General features: G+C 43.5%; 12 protein-coding genes. 11 read left to right on the top strand and 1 reads right to left on the bottom strand.

Going from position 1 to position 15,071, the window contains the following annotated elements; all coding sequences use genetic code 11:
• Nucleotides 1–15: 15 nt before the first annotated feature.
• From acsB to ACZ42W_RS10945, 10 genes are all read left to right on the top strand, one after another.
• On the top strand, nucleotides 16–2,196 hold the full coding sequence (acsB, locus tag ACZ42W_RS10990) for an acetyl-CoA decarbonylase/synthase complex subunit alpha/beta (RefSeq protein ID WP_464170759.1): 2,181 nt from the start codon (nucleotides 16–18) through the stop codon (nucleotides 2,194–2,196).
• An 83-nt stretch (nucleotides 2,197–2,279) separates the two neighbouring features.
• Nucleotides 2,280–3,602, top strand: coding sequence for an acetyl-CoA decarbonylase/synthase complex subunit gamma (gene acsC, locus ACZ42W_RS10985; protein ID WP_464170757.1), 1,323 nt, complete (start codon nucleotides 2,280–2,282; stop codon nucleotides 3,600–3,602).
• 88 nt (nucleotides 3,603–3,690) lie between these two features.
• On the top strand, nucleotides 3,691–5,601 hold the full coding sequence (locus ACZ42W_RS10980; RefSeq protein WP_464170755.1) for an ASKHA domain-containing protein: 1,911 nt from the start codon (nucleotides 3,691–3,693) through the stop codon (nucleotides 5,599–5,601).
• Between the two features lie 63 nt (nucleotides 5,602–5,664).
• The gene (locus tag ACZ42W_RS10975) at nucleotides 5,665–6,417 is read left to right on the top strand and encodes an ATP-binding protein (RefSeq protein ID WP_464170753.1); all 753 of its coding nucleotides are present in this window, start codon (nucleotides 5,665–5,667) and stop codon (nucleotides 6,415–6,417) included.
• Between the two features lie 34 nt (nucleotides 6,418–6,451).
• Nucleotides 6,452–7,420, top strand: a complete 969-nt coding sequence (locus ACZ42W_RS10970; RefSeq protein ID WP_464170752.1) for an acetyl-CoA decarbonylase/synthase complex subunit delta — start codon at nucleotides 6,452–6,454, stop codon at nucleotides 7,418–7,420.
• Nucleotides 7,421–7,496: 76 nt separating this feature from the next.
• Nucleotides 7,497–8,291 carry a methyltetrahydrofolate cobalamin methyltransferase gene (locus ACZ42W_RS10965; RefSeq protein ID WP_464170750.1) on the top strand — a complete coding sequence of 265 codons (795 nt, stop codon included), beginning with the start codon at nucleotides 7,497–7,499 and terminating at the stop codon, nucleotides 8,289–8,291.
• A gap of 170 nt (nucleotides 8,292–8,461) precedes the next feature.
• Nucleotides 8,462–9,829: a hypothetical protein gene (locus ACZ42W_RS10960; RefSeq protein WP_464170749.1), complete on the top strand. Its 1,368-nt coding sequence runs from the start codon at nucleotides 8,462–8,464 to the stop codon at nucleotides 9,827–9,829.
• Between the two features lie 111 nt (nucleotides 9,830–9,940).
• A complete protein-coding gene (locus ACZ42W_RS10955) occupies nucleotides 9,941–11,080 on the top strand; it encodes a sensor histidine kinase (protein ID WP_464170747.1) in 1,140 nt (379 codons plus the stop codon).
• Nucleotides 11,077–11,715, top strand: coding sequence for a response regulator (locus tag ACZ42W_RS10950; protein WP_464170745.1), 639 nt, complete (start codon nucleotides 11,077–11,079; stop codon nucleotides 11,713–11,715). The genes ACZ42W_RS10955 and ACZ42W_RS10950 overlap by 4 nt, the downstream gene beginning before the upstream one ends.
• A 59-nt stretch (nucleotides 11,716–11,774) precedes the next feature.
• On the top strand, nucleotides 11,775–13,469 hold the full coding sequence (locus ACZ42W_RS10945) for an MBL fold metallo-hydrolase (RefSeq protein ID WP_464170743.1): 1,695 nt from the start codon (nucleotides 11,775–11,777) through the stop codon (nucleotides 13,467–13,469).
• A gap of 21 nt (nucleotides 13,470–13,490) precedes the next feature.
• Here the strand turns inward: ACZ42W_RS10945 and ACZ42W_RS10940 are convergent, their stop codons facing one another.
• A complete protein-coding gene (locus tag ACZ42W_RS10940; RefSeq protein ID WP_464170741.1) occupies nucleotides 13,491–14,081 on the bottom strand; it encodes an HD domain-containing protein in 591 nt (196 codons plus the stop codon).
• A gap of 196 nt (nucleotides 14,082–14,277) precedes the next feature.
• On the opposite strand from ACZ42W_RS10940, the gene ACZ42W_RS10935 reads away from it, so the two are divergent.
• Nucleotides 14,278–15,054, top strand: coding sequence for a DnaD domain-containing protein (locus ACZ42W_RS10935; protein ID WP_464170739.1), 777 nt, complete (start codon nucleotides 14,278–14,280; stop codon nucleotides 15,052–15,054).
• Nucleotides 15,055–15,071 lie beyond the last annotated feature (17 nt).

Here is a 15,071-nt window from a genome sequence, read left to right as displayed (position 1 = left end):
AAGGAGGAAAGTTTTATGTCCATGGAACAAATTTATCAAGATGCCATTAAAGACCCTGCAAAAGAGCCTAAAAAGCTACTGCGCAAGGCTTACGATGGAACAATTACCGCCATGTCCTATGCAGAAATCTTGCTCAATCGCGCGATTAAGGATTATGGTAATCAGCAAAGTGTAGGCTATCCAGATACGGCTTACCACCTTCCGGTCATTACCTGTCTCTCAGGAGAAAAGGTAACCACCCTAGGGCAGTTGGTCCCCATTCTAAATCGGATGCGGAATCAAGTAAAGACAGATTTAACCTTTGAAAACGCACGTCTTTGGGGTGAGTCTGTCCTGTATGCCGCAGAGATTATCGAGACAATACACTATCTGCAAGGAGATGAGCCGAAGGTTGCACCGTGGACCGGCTTCCTAGGTGATCCTATCGTTCGAAAACACGGGATCAAGATGGTAGACTGGACTATTCCTGGTGTAGCCGTCATTTTAGGCCGTGCTCAAGATTCCAAAGCTGCTAAGAAAATTGTTGATAACCTCATGGGGAAAGGCTTTATGCTCTTCTTATGTGATGAGATCATTGAACAACTTCTCGAAGAAAACGTAAAAATCGGTGAAGATTATATTGCCTTCCCGCTAGGAAACTTCACCCAAGTCATTCACGCTGTCAACTACGCTTTCCGTGCTGGACTTGCTTTTGGTGGAATACCGGCAGGGGAAAGAGAACAACACCGTGACTACCAACGACGTCGTGTCCGGGCTTTCGTTCTACATTTAGGCGAACTAGACGATGTAAAAGTTGCTGCTGAAATGGGAGCTATTTTCATGGGTTTCCCCATCCTTACTGACCAGGAACTTGGGGAAGATATGCAGATTCCCGATTGGTATATCTCCGAACCTGATTATGAAAAGATTGTCCCTCTTGCTTTAGAAGTACGAGGCATTAAATTAACGAATATCGAGATCCCAATTCCCGTAAACTTCGGACCAGCCTTTGAAGGAGAGACGATCCGAAAAGGAGATACCTTCGTAGAATTTGGCGGCGGACGGACAACAGGCTTTGAGCTTGTTCGTATGGTCGGACCGGATGAAGTTGAAGACGGAAAAGTCACTGTCATCGGACCAGAAATTGATAGTATTCCAGAAGGAAGCAGACTTCCTCTTGGAATGATGATTGATATCTACGGTCGAAAAATGCAGGAAGACTTTGAGGGAGTTCTTGAGCGTCGGATTCACTACTTCACGAACTATGGTGAAGGCATCTGGCATGTCGCCCAACGTGACCTCTGCTGGGTTCGCATTTCCAAAGATGCTCGGGCGAAGGGCTTCTTGCTGAAACATATCGGGGAACTCCTTCTTGCAAAGTTCAAGCAAGAATTCCCGGCTATTGTAGACCGAGTTCAAGTCACGATTTACACAGATCAAGCTGCAGTTGAGGAAAACATTATTAAAGCACGTGAACGTTACCGTGCACGTGATGCTCGACTGAAGAGCTTAACTGACGAATCGGTTGATGAGTTTTATTCTTGCCTACTCTGTCAATCCTTCGCTCCGAACCATGTTTGCATCGTTACCCCAGAACGTGTTGGATTATGCGGTGCAGTGAGCTGGCTTGATGCTAAAGCCGCCTTCGAAATTACCCCGACTGGTCCTAATCAACCTATTCCGAAAGGCCCAGCAATCGATGAATTTAAAGGAATGTGGCAAAGCTGTAACGATTATCTCAGACCTGCATCAAATAACACATTAGATGAAGTTAACCTCTATACCTTAATGGATAGACCCATGACTTCCTGTGGTTGTTTCGAAGCGATTATGGCAATTGTACCTGAGGCAAATGGCCTGATGATTACCACACGTGAGCATAGTGGGATGACGCCATGTGGTATGACGTTCTCTACCCTTGCTGGAACAGTCGGTGGAGGATTACAGACTCCGGGCTTCATGGGAATTGGCCGTACCTATCTTGTCAGTAAGAAATTCATCCCTGCAGATGGCGGAATCTCCAGGATCGTCTGGATGCCGAAGGAACTTAAAGATTTCTTACGTGAAGATTTAGTACGTCGCGCAGTTGAAGAAGGTCTTGGAGAAGACTTTATCGATAAGATTGCAGATGAAACAGTCGGCACCGCAGTAGAAGAAATTATACCGTTCCTTGAGGAAAATGGACATCCGTGCTTTAGTTTAGAATCACTTATGTAAATTTTATTTTTAAAAACTCTGAAGGTAGGGCAGTATTACGCTCTGCCTTCAGGAACAGATTACGTATGAAAGGGGTCACAGTCATGGGTTTAACAGGATTAGAAATTTATAAACAACTCCCCAAGAAAAACTGTGGTGAGTGCGGTACCCCAACCTGTCTGGCATTCGCTATGGCTCTCGCTTCAGGTAAAGGTGCTTTAGATGCCTGCCCGTATGTCACCGATGCAGCCCGGGAAGCTTTAGATTCTGCATCTGCTCCTCCGATTAAAGCAATCAAGTTTGGCAGTGAGTCGATTCTTGGCGATGAAACCGTCTTATTTCGTCATGATAAAACCTTCTATCATCCCACAACTCTAATCATTCAGGTAGCGGATACACTAAGTGAGGAGGGAATTCAAGCTAAACTCCAAGAGATTAACGATCTAGAGTTTGATCGTGTTGGTCTTCACTACTCGATTGACGGAGTCGCTATTATAGAGGAATCTGGTGACCCTAATTGTTTCGCGAAAGTTGTAAATCAAGTGGCTAACTTGACAGACCGCTCGTTACTCTTATTGAGCGAGAACACGGAAGCACTTAAAGCAGCTGTTCCTGCGGTTGCTTCCCGTAAACCCTTGATTGGTTCAGCAACTGCAGCAAATTTTGAAGATGTCGTGAACCTCGCCAAGGAGCAAAGCGTTCCCGTCATCCTCAAAGCTGAGGGATTAGATGCACTTAATGATTTAGTGGAGAAGGCGCAAAAACTTGGATATAAAGAGTTTGTCCTTGACCCTGGTTCACGGAGTACAAGTCAAACTCTCGCCAATTTAACTCATCTACGTCGCTTATCGATTAAAAAGAAATTCCGTCCATTCGGTTATCCGGTGATTGCCTTCACTGGTAAAAGTGAGCCACTTGCTGAAATTGCTGAGGCTTCAGTTTATGTCTCTAAATACGCCAGTGCAGTTGTTCTCAAAGCATCGTCTAAAGCTCAATTGCTCCCGCTTATGACTTTGCGCCAAAACCTCTATACTGACCCACAAAAGCCAATTCAAGTCGAGCCAATTCTACATACGGTAGGAGACGTTAATGAGAGTTCACCCGTCTACATTACAACCAACTTCTCCTTGACCTATTACAGTGTAGAAGGGGAAGTCGAAGCAAGCAAAGTTCCTAGCTATATTCTCCCTATTGATACGGACGGCACTTCCGTTCTTACCGCTTATGCAGCCGGTAAATTTGAACCAGAGAAAATCGCAGATGCTTTGGCTGCTTGTGGGGTCGCAGATAAAGTCAGCCATCGTAATTTGATTATCCCAGGTTATGTTGCCGTTATATCAGGTAAACTTCAGGAGAAATCGGGTTGGAAAGTCGTGGTTGGACCACGCGAATCCAGTGGCATCGTTCCTTTCACCCGTACGTTGTAAGCCGAATAATCTTTATTCACATAAAAAATGAAGGAAAAATTCTTCTCAATGGGAGTTGGATACACAAAGAGGGGGAGGGAAGAACCGCATGGCTCAAAACCAAGTCAGATTTATACCAGAGAACCGAGTAATCGAAGTCGAGCAAGGAACCTCCCTGCTCAAAGCGGCTTTACTGGCGGGCATCTTCATAAAATCAAGCTGTGGAGGAAAAGGAACCTGTGGTGCTTGTAAAGTCACAATACTCTCAGGGGATGCTGAGGTTGTAGGAACTGGGAATTTATCCCCAGAACAGCTTGCGCGAGGAGTACGGTTGAGTTGTCATACTTTCGTTCAAGGAAATCTTACCGTTGAAGTTCCACCTGAGTCCCGACTTCAAGAACATCAGGTCCTCTTGGGAAACGCCAACCAAGGTTTAGTACAGGAATCCGAGAAGGATTTGTTAACTCTCTATGGGCGCCATCCCTTGTCACGAAAAGTTAGGCTGCAATGTGCCGAGCCAACTCTTATAGATAATGCTAGTGACTGGGCGCGTTTGTCTCTTGAACTGAGGAGGGTTTTACCCATGGATAAACCCTTGCATATTCCCTTATCGGTATTACGCACTTTACCTGAGACTTTACGGCTTGCTCATTGGGATGTATCCATAACTCTAACAGACCTTGATACGGGTTACACAGTAATTCGTGTAGAGCCTGGTAATGATCGTCCAGCTTATGGTTTAGCCGTCGATATCGGTACGACAACTATCGTAGTCTATTTAGTCAATCTTGAAACTGGGGAAGTACTAGACAAGCAGGGCACCTACAACAAACAAGCTCAATATGGGGACGACGTCATTTCACGCATTGTATATGCCGTAGAAAGTTCAGAAAATCTTGAAGAAATTCATCAAGCTGTGATAGGTACGATCAATGAATTGACACTAGCCATATTGAAGCGCCAAAATCTTGCAAAAGAAGATTGTGGTGCGGCGATGGTTGCCGGGAATACGACTATGTCTCAGCTTTTTCTGGGAATTGATCCTCGCTATATTCGACTCGAACCCTATATCCCAACTGTCAATTCAACTCCGTCTATTCCTGCCCGAGAGATTGGACTTGCGCTACTTCCGGAAGCCCTGGTTCACACCTATTCCTCTGTGGCCAGTTACGTCGGAGGGGATATTGTCTCGGGTGCACTAGCAACAGATATGGCACATTCCGAGGAAGTCGTCCTTTTCATTGACATCGGAACTAATGGGGAGATTGTCCTTGGGAACCAAGATTGGCTCGTTTCTTGTGCATGTTCAGCTGGCCCCTGCTTTGAGGGAGGCGGAATTCAGTTCGGAATGAGGGCAATGCCTGGAGCAATCGAACGTGTGGACATCGATTCAGAATCGTTGGATGTTTCTCTAAAAGTTATCGGACGAATTCTTCCCATTGGAATCTGTGGTTCGGGACTTGTCGACTGCCTTGCTAAACTTCGCAACGCAGGAATCATCGACCGAGCGGGGAACTTCCAATTGGAGCATCCCTCAGGTTCCCAGAGGATACGGATGACACCAGATGACAAAGAGTTTGTCTTAGCATGGGCTTACCAGTCTGGTGGGGAAAAGGACATCGTGATTACAGAGAACGATGTCAAAAATCTAATTCGCGCAAAAGGTGCTATTTACGCAGGTATTCGTTCCTTACTTCAGATGGTGGCTATGGAGGTTGACCAGATCGACAAGATAGTCATAGCCGGTGGGTTCGGTAACTACCTTAATGTTCATGACTCAGTTCAAATCGGCTTACTTCCTGATCTTCCTCCAGAGAAATTTGAATTTATCGGAAACTCTTCTGTTAAGGGTGCACGACTTGCTTTGCTTTCGCAAAGAGCTTGGAGTGAAGCCACGGAACTTGCAAGAAAAATGACCTATGTAGAATTGTCGATTGGAACTACTTTTATGGACGAGTTTGTCTCTGCTTTGTTCCTACCACATACTGATCTATCTCTATTTCCATCTGTAGAAGGATAAAGAATACTTTTGTCTTAGTGGCGGTTAGCCCCCGGACAAAGTGAAGCATTGGAGGGACGTATCATGGCAAAGTATATAGCAGTTGCGGGTAAAGGAGGAGTTGGGAAAACTACATTCACCGCTCTAATGCTCCGACAAATGGTGAAAAGCCAGAAGGGGATTTCCATCCTTGCAGTGGATGCTGATCCGAATGCCAACCTGAATGAAGCACTCGGACTTGAAGTCACAGCCACAATTTCCGAACTTTTAGAAGAGACTAAGAATCCAAAAGCAATCCCAACGGGTATGCCCAAAGATGTGTTCGTGGAATATAAACTCCAACAATCCTTGATTGAGTCTCAAGATATCGATTTACTTGTCATGGGCGGACCACAAGGTCCAGGTTGTTACTGCTATCCCAATGATCTACTACGCAAGTATCTTGAAACACTTGGAGATAACTACGATTTTGTGGCTGTGGATACGGAAGCTGGTCTCGAACATATCAGCCGACGAACGATACCTCGTATTGATACTATGTTTGTCATCAGTGATTCATCTGCTCGAGGTATTCGTTCAGCGGGTAGAGTAAACGACCTGATTAAGGGTTTGCGTTCCGTAGTTGGGGAGGTCTATCTCGTGGTTACGAAAACTACAGAAGATAGCTTAGACACGCTTCGTGAGGAAATCGAAAAAACGGGTTTAAAACTGATAGGGGATATCCCCTTGGATCCCGCTGTCACGAAGCAAGACTTAGCAGGACAAGCGCTTTATGATCTCCCTGAAGACTCCATTGCTGTTCAAGCCGTCCAAAAAATCCTGGAACGAATTAAATAAATTAAAATCAAATCCAGAGAGGAGAGAGGTTCAAATGGCCGTAGCTCTCGTAAAAGAAAGATATCAAAGTAGAGTTGGAGAGGTTGTAATCGGGGCTTCTCCTGAACAAGGAGGTACCCGTACCTCCGTTATTAAAGTCGGAGGGGATGGAACTTTACCCTTCCTTCATTTTGAGGGAAAAGTTGAAAACCGTGCGATGATCGCTATGGAAGTTACAGATGTTGTTCCACCATGGAATGATATTGTCAATAGCCAGTTCGGGGATGTGCTGGGTGACCCTGCTGCTTGGGCAAAGAAATGTGTCGAAGAATACGATGCTGACTTGATTTACCTTAAATTGATTGGAGCTAATCCAGAAGGCGAGAATCGTAGTCCAGAGGATTGTGCAAAAGTGGTTAAAGAGGTTCTGTCAGCCGTAGGAGTTCCCGTAATTGTCGTTGGCTGCGAGGATCCAGAGAAAGATAATGAAGTGCTGGCTGCAGTCGCTGAAGCTTCCGCCGGTGAAAATCTATTGATCGGCCTTGCAGAGCAAGACAATTACAAGTCAATTGCCGCAGCTGCCATGGTTCATAAGCACAACCTGATTGCCCGTTCTCCCTTGGATATAAACATCTGTAAACAATTGAACATCCTTATCAGTGAAATGGGATTGCCTCTCAACCGTATTGTCATTGACCCCATGATTGGTGGCTTAGGTTATGGAATTGAATATGCTTACTCTATCATGGAACGTGCACGCTTAGGCGCCTTAGCCAATGATAAGATGCTTTCGATGCCAATGATTTGTACTGTTGGATATGAGGCAAACCGTGCCAAAGAAGCGAATGCTTCTTCTGATGAGTTCCCCGGTTGGGGAGATCTTCAGGAACGCGCTATTCTTTGGGAGACCTTAACAGCAACTGCCTGCCTTCAAGTCGGTGCAAGCATACTCTGTATGAGGAATCCTTCCGCAGTCAAACTTATTCAACAGAATATCTCTGACCTCATGGAAGCAAATGTATAGAAGCTTCAACCCTTACCCTTTATCCATCAAGTTTTAAAGGCAATCTTGCCAAATAAAAGAAAAGGACGTGGGGCATTTGATTATTATTGGTGAACGTATTAATGGAATGTTTAAGGATATCGGAGACGCCCTCCGAAGTAAAGATCCAAAACCTCTACAATATTGGGCTCTCAAACAACAAGAAGGTGGAGCACATTATCTCGATGTAAATTCTGGACCAGCTGTCCCAACAGATGAGCGCCCAGATGCTTATGAGTGGATGGTCAAAGTAATCCAAGAAGTATCAGACCTACCTCTTTGCTTAGATTCCACGAACTATGATGCGATTGAAGCTGGCTTAAAACTTGTTAAACGTCCAGCCATGATAAATTCCGTCCCCGCTGAACGTAACAAAATTGAACGCGTCTTCCCAATGGCTGTTGCACATAATGCCGCGCTCATCGGTCTAACCATGGATAAAAAAGGGATCCCCAAGGATGCCGAAAATAGGATCGCCTTTGCCATGGAATTAGTAGCCGCTGCCGATGAGTTTGGCTTACCCATGGAAGATCTCTTCATCGATCCGTTGATTCTCCCATGCAATGTCGCTCAAGAACATGCGCCTGAGGTTCTCGAGTCCATTCGTATGGTTAAGACCCTTTCGAATCCAGCACCTCGAACTGTACTCGGGCTTTCAAATGTATCTCAAAAATCTCCTGACCGCCATCTCATCAATCGGACCTACCTCGCAATGGCAATGGCCTGCGGACTTGATGCGGCTATAATGGATGCAAATGATGATGACTTAGTAGATGTGGCTGCCACTGGTCAGATTCTCCTCAATAAGAGCATATATGCCGACTCTTATCTAAAAGTATTCCGCCAACGTTAATCTTCAAAACCTGAATAGTTTCAATTAAAAGCAGACTCCCTTCAAAGGAGTCTGCTTTTAATTGAAACTATCTTATGTGGAACTCGTCACCCTTTAGGTAAAGATTTAAACATACTACGAAGACAGATTGCATAGCTATGTGGAAAAGAGGTACATGGAGGTGGACAAACATGGAAGCCTTTTTCCGTAACGACCAAGAAGTTCAAGAATGGATTGATTTATTTATTGAAAAACTATTCACGGTCAGCCTACTTTCTGGAAATGATGCCGATTCTGAATTTTATCAGGGACGACAAGCTGTGGAGAAAATTGTTCTATTCTTTCAGGAAATGGTAGAGCTTCCCGAAGAAGCCTTAGTGGACGGAATTCGCCAGCTTGTTGAACAACGTCTTCCTGATCCGCGTGTCATTGAGAACTTTCCGAACTTTTATCAGCTCATGAATGAAATGATTTTATCGGGATTTCCAAGCCCCTTAGCTGTTCCGGCCATGAAAACTACGTTAAGGACAAATCCTTCACTTAACCAAACAAGTACTTTATCACAAGCAGAAGTTGCCTCTCCTACCCTAAGCTCTAAGGTTGTCTTAAATGGAGGATGGATTCCTATACCATGCACTCAAGATGCCACCATTCTTCCCGTCTCCTTGCGACAGCATCTATTGAATCCTATAAATTCAAGCTCTGATGAATTAGAATTACCAGATCAAAGCTCACCATTTACAGAATTACATGAGCAAGATTTACAAGACCATGATTTACACGTTGACACCCTAAGTGGTCATGAAACCTTGAATAAAGTTATGTCGTATACGAAGCCTTCAGAGCAAAACTCTGAGCCATTATCCATTTCAGACACTGATTTGATTTGTGAACATATTTCTGAAAACTTATCTGAACTCAGATTAGATATTAAAGATGATCCCATTTCAGTGATGGATGTTACCTCGATTTCCAAAAGTATGCCTACCCCAGATCAAATGGATATTCTTGTTAATCCAGAAGTAGAGTTCACTACTAAATCCGCTTCCATTACTACTGAGCCAACGATTGATTTTCCTCTGCCACGTAGGGACCCATTCCGTTTTAACCCTAGGAAAGTAAATTCTGGGACGGTCTCGAATCCAGTTCCTGTGATCCCTCCACAAAGCAAAAACTCAACTAAGTCTATGTCCTACAAGTCAGAAATCACATCGAATGAAGTATCTCAAGATCAGAAAACCTCTCCTTCGAGGAAATTGCGAGATGTTCGAACCTCTCAGATTCCTCAGGATGGAGATCGCCTTGCACAGGTCCTTAAGCGATATTTCCCGAACTCAGCTATACGTTGGAATGCTGTCATTGGAAAAAATACCTTCTATGCTCAGGTCGATAAAGTGCTCGTCTACATTCAGGAAACCTCTAGCGAACAAGAAGCCGAGGATATTCGTCACTTAAAAACTAACATGAAAAAAGAAGGATGGAGTATCTATATTTGTTTAAAAGGTGATTTGCTTTTTCCACGGCGTTTAGAGCGCGGTTTACGTCAGGTTATGCGTTAATATAGAAATCCTGGTCTTTCAGCTCGCTTTTTCCGATATTCTTAGTAGGAAAATGAATTTCTTATGTCGAATACTGAAAAGAGAAAGTCAAAGCTGAAATGAGGGACTACATTGGCTGACCGCTTGGGCACAATCATGCACAATACACTTAAGGCAATTGAATCAGGAAAAGAAGAGATCTTTTATATCGCAGAAATTACACGTACAGAAACTCAGCGCCTCACTCAAGAACTTGCCCAGCTCCGGGTAGAAATCATCGACACGATTAAGAATGTGGAAAAGCAACAAAAACTTGAGCGTCGCTTACGGCAACATCTTATGGAGGTAAGCCGAGATTATAAGACATATTCTGAAAAAGAAATGATGGAAACCTATTCTCAAACAAAAGACGTTCAAGTTCAACTCCAATTGCTTCAAGCAAAGGAACTCCAACTCCGCTCACGGCGGAATGAGATTGAGCGTTCCTTAAGGCAAATGGAAACGACCATCGAACGTGCAGAAAACTTGTTAAGTCAAGTGACATTAGCTGTGAATCTTTTGCATGGGGGGATCAATGAATTATCCCAAACTCAAAACCTTGAACAGAGGCAAGAAATTGGGTTAAGAGTGATTCGTGCTCAAGAAGAGGAAAGACGCCGAGTGGCCCGTGAGATTCACGATGGACCCGCTCAAACTTTAGCTAATATTGTTTTACGATTAGAAATTGCGGAAAAGCTATTAGAACTGGACCCAAGTCGAGTGCGGGCTGAAATAAAGGATCTTAAGAATCTTGTCCGTGCTAATTTACAAGATATTCGGCGAATCATTTTTGATTTACGTCCTATGGCCTTAGATGATTTAGGAATTATTCCAGCGCTTGAAAAATATCTGGATAATTTCCAAGAAGCTTACAGCGTTACTTGCGAATTTCTTGTTGAAGGAAGAGAAAAGCGACTACTTCCTGCAATGGAGGTAGCGGTATTTCGTTTAATTCAAGAAGGAATGACAAATATCGCCAAGCACGCCAGCACAGACTGGGCAAAAATTCTACTTTTATTCAAAGACGAATTGACTACGGTTCGAATTACTGATTACGGAAACGGGTTTAATGTGAAGCAAGCTTTTGAAAACCCTGGTGATCACTTTGGACTCATCGGAATGAAAGAAAGAGTTGAAATGTTTAGTGGTCAGTTCTCAATCCAATCTCAAAGTGCAAAAGGTACGACGCTTGAATTTACAATACCAACAAAACATGAGGAGGGGCTGGAATGATTAGAGTAGTTATAGCAGATGATCATCCACTCCTCCGCGAAGGGTTAAGACGAATACTCGAGTTTGAAGAAGGCATTCAAGTTGTCTGCGAAGTGGGGGACGGGCAAGGAGCAATAAATGTCTCCCGGACCATGGATTTTGATGTTTTACTTATGGATTTGAACATGCCAGGAGTTAATGGCTTGGAAGCATGTAAGGTCATCCGACGGGAAAATTCTCTGATTGGAATTCTCGTTCTGACTGTGGATGACTCAGATGAAAAAGTATTCCAAGTCCTTCAATCAGGAGTTGCCGGATACCTTCTGAAAGATGTTGACCCTAAAACCCTAGTGGATTCAATACGAAAGGTTCATGAAGGGCAACCCATTCTTTCCCCAGCAGTTACAGGTAAGCTCCTTGGGCAGCTATCCCATCCCGTTCAGATCAAAAACACCTGTGGTTTGAGCGAGCGAGAGTTAGAAATCCTCACCTATGTTGTCAAAGGGTCTTCAAACCGCGAAATTGGTCAAGCTCTTTACATCAGTGAGAAAACTGTCAAAAATCATCTTTCAAGTATATTTCGTAAACTAGAAGTCGAGGATCGTACTCAAGCTGCTTTAAAAGCAGTTAAGTTGAAGATTGTTCAGCTTGATTGAGTTATTCTACAGTAGAGCCTATAATACATAACTATAGATTAAACGATGAGGAGAGCTATATGAAAATAAGCTTCTTTGGTGCAGCACAAGTTGTCACTGGATCTTCCTATCTTGTCGAATCTGAAGGACACCGACTGCTTATTGACTGTGGTTTGTTTCAAGGCTCAAAAGCACTTAAAGAGTTAAATTACGGTGAATTTCCGTTCAACCCAGCTGAGATCGATGCCCTGATACTCACTCATGCGCACACCGATCACTCAGGGTTAATCCCTAAGCTCATTAAACGTGGTTTTCATGGAAAAATCTATGCGACAACCCAAACCGTTAAATTATGTTCCGTTATGTTACCAGATAGCGGTCACATTCAAGAAATGGAAGTACAACAGAAAAATCGTAAACGCAATCGAGCACGACTTGATCTACTCACCCCAATTTATACGGCAGATGAAGCTCGACAAAGCCTTGAGTATTTTATCCCTCTGAAGTATGAGCAAGAAGTAGCCTTATCCCCAAATCTCAGTTTTACGCTCTATGATGCTGGACATATTTTAGGTTCGGCCCATATTCTACTTGAAGTCCGAGAACCCGATAATCATAAGAAATTTGTATTTTCTGGAGACATCGGAAACACCAATCAGCCTTATATTGAAGATCCGAGTATCCTTTGTGATGCTGATGTCGTTCTGGTTGAGACAACATATGGCGATCGTCTTCACGAAAATAAAGCCAACCGTCTTGAACAGTTAGCTGAAATCATTCGCTCTGCGCATCAAGCGGGTGGAAACCTCGTAATTCCTGCATTTGCCATTGAACGAACCCAAGATCTTTTGTATTATATACGCAAACTACAAACTTCTAAGCAAATTCCAGTCCTACCGATTTATGTTGATAGCCCGTTAGCAATTGCTGCTACAAAAATATTTCAGGAAAACTCGGACAACTTTGATGACGAAACTTTGGACATGATTCAACGCGGAGAACATCCCTTAACCATGCCCAATGTCCACTACAGTTCGACCACTGAGGAATCTATGGCTTTAAACCAGATTGAAGGTGGCGCTATTATCATTGCGGCGAGCGGTATGGCTGACGCAGGTCGGATTAAGCATCATCTGAAGCACAATCTATGGCGTGAGAATTCAACCGTATTATTTGTAGGTTATCAAGCACAAGGTACCCTAGGACGCAGGATTATAGAAGGCGCTAAGGAGGTCTCAATTCACAGTGAAAAGGTCGCTGTCAGAGCACATATACGTCGGTTAGAAGGATTGTCTGCCCATGCAGATCAAGCCCAGCTTCTCCATTGGCTTTCCTGCTTAGGGAAGCGAGCTGAGAACATCGTTTTAATTCACGGTGAACCAGAGGCCCAAAAAGTATTTGCACAAATTATACAAGATAAGTTCGGTAAATCTCCCTTGAACCCGCAACTTGGTGAAGTCCTGGACTTTATGGCCCATGAAATCATCTCTTATCCTCCCGACAAACCATGGCTAAAAGAGCCAGCGTTAGAGAGTTCCAATCTAAGCCAGCTCGACTCAACGATCCATGAACTTCCTTCCCTCCCGCAAAAGAACAAGTCAGGGAAAAATATCATTTCCCAAGCTCAAGTAAATCGGTCATTTGCTCGGCTACAGCATCGTTTAAAAGTATTTATCGACCAGGGTAAGAAAGCGCAAGATCAAGAACATGTCGTCACAGTTCTTGAAAGTATTACCCGTTGGTTGGATGAACAAAAAAGCCCTTGGAAAAAGTAATTTACATTCCTAACTTGCAGATTAGAGCCATGCATACTCTGAGGTTTGTTTCTTTATCCCAGATAAGAATCTTAAAATCTCTTCCCGCCGTTTGACCGCAAGTCTTCTTCCTGTTTTAGTGTGAACCTTATTGGGCAACGCTTCAGCAAACGTGCGGGCCCGTTCCATGGCATCCTCAGGGGACTGAATGAGTTCATCTTGTCCTATGAGACTAAAAAGACGCATGAGACCGATGTTCCCTAAATTATCGAGTATATCTGAATCACGTAAGTATATAGCTTCATCGCTTCTTCCAGGCTCTGAATAGTACATATGCGATTCTATCGCCTCGAGTACCTTGGGGATTTTATTCGGAGGAAATGCCATTCGCTGCAAGATATTCATCGCAACTCCTTTGGATCGGAGTGCATGATCAACATTGGATAGAGCGTATACTGGATATCTCCCCGTATCATGAAGCATGGCTGAATAATAAAGAACGTCGTCATCTAAGCTTAAATGTTGCGATAACTCTTTTGCTAAGTGATAAACCCGCGTACAGTGTTTGACACCCCAAGCAGTATGTGCATGAGCATTATCAATGATTTGGAATATTTCTTCCCTTTGGCTCATAAAATTTTACCCCCTATCTGAACTTTTACTATAGTAATACGCCATAAAGAGGAACATCTCCTTCCATTATATGGTATACTTATTTTATTCTCTCTTCCTCTTTATTTATGAAAACCGATACTTCAGATAAAATCTTGATTCCTCGCTTTTTTTCGAAGATTTCAGTGCAAATTACCCTTTTGAGGAGTGAACATAAATGTCTAAACTCAACCTTTATGGGAGCTTTGTACAAGCTCTTTTCTTTTCTGCAACCGTTGGTGTACCAAAGTATTTTCTTAATCATTACTCCGAACTGGAAATCAGTCACATCGAAGCTTTGCTAATTATTCAAATCATGAGTGAACTCGAGACTAATCCTTACCCATCAACTCAGATGCTAGCACAACGGATGAATCTAGAGGAATCTCAGGTCGAAGAGATGATTGCCCACCTTATGATGCAAAATTATTTATCCATCGAAAAGCGTTGGAACCCAGATGAACGTAATGCATCTTCAAGTTATAGTCTCGTGGGCCTTATCGATGAACTTTCTGAGCGATGGGCAATAGAGCAGGTAAAACACTTTGAAGAGGAACAGATCCAACAAAAACAAATTGCAGAACAAGCCGAGGCAAAACTCTCGAATAACCCAACTATGGAACGAGTAATTCGAACCTTTGAGCAAGAATTAGGTCGTCCTTTAACCTCGATTGAATGTGAAATCATTAGTGGATGGATTTCTTCGGAGTTCTCTGAAGAAATCATTCTTGGTGCTTTTAAACGAGGTGTAATGGCAGGAATTCGAAACTTTCGATACCTCGACTCCATTTTACGAGAATGGGAAAAGAAAGGGCTACGAACACTTGCTGAAGTTGAAGCAGATGATGCCTACTTTCAGGCTCGACATGAAAAATCGTCACGAACGAAGAAACCGGGACAAAATCAATCGACCCACAAAGCTCCGACTGATAAATATGAAAACTTTTATCTTTAGAAAAGTGATATGAATAG

Source organism: Desulfitobacterium elongatum, from assembly GCF_055378975.1.
The sequence above is the reverse complement of the archived record's forward strand: the minus strand, read 5'-3'. Positions and strand labels throughout refer to the sequence as shown.

What these genes read in the sequence shown, in the direction of transcription:
- ACZ42W_RS10935 (WP_464170739.1), top strand. Translation starts at nt 14,278, where the DNA reads ATGTCTAAACTCAACCTTTATGGGAGCTTTGTACAAGCTCTTTTCTTT.
- ACZ42W_RS10945 (WP_464170743.1), top strand. Translation starts at nt 11,775, where the DNA reads ATGAAAATAAGCTTCTTTGGTGCAGCACAAGTTGTCACTGGATCTTCC.
- ACZ42W_RS10950 (WP_464170745.1), top strand. Translation starts at nt 11,077, where the DNA reads ATGATTAGAGTAGTTATAGCAGATGATCATCCACTCCTCCGCGAAGGG.
- ACZ42W_RS10940 (WP_464170741.1), bottom strand. Translation starts at nt 14,081, where the DNA reads ATGAGCCAAAGGGAAGAAATATTCCAAATCATTGATAATGCTCATGCA.
- ACZ42W_RS10980 (WP_464170755.1), top strand. Translation starts at nt 3,691, where the DNA reads ATGGCTCAAAACCAAGTCAGATTTATACCAGAGAACCGAGTAATCGAA.
- acsB (WP_464170759.1), top strand. Translation starts at nt 16, where the DNA reads ATGTCCATGGAACAAATTTATCAAGATGCCATTAAAGACCCTGCAAAA.
- acsC (WP_464170757.1), top strand. Translation starts at nt 2,280, where the DNA reads ATGGGTTTAACAGGATTAGAAATTTATAAACAACTCCCCAAGAAAAAC.
- ACZ42W_RS10975 (WP_464170753.1), top strand. Translation starts at nt 5,665, where the DNA reads ATGGCAAAGTATATAGCAGTTGCGGGTAAAGGAGGAGTTGGGAAAACT.
- ACZ42W_RS10960 (WP_464170749.1), top strand. Translation starts at nt 8,462, where the DNA reads ATGGAAGCCTTTTTCCGTAACGACCAAGAAGTTCAAGAATGGATTGAT.
- ACZ42W_RS10970 (WP_464170752.1), top strand. Translation starts at nt 6,452, where the DNA reads ATGGCCGTAGCTCTCGTAAAAGAAAGATATCAAAGTAGAGTTGGAGAG.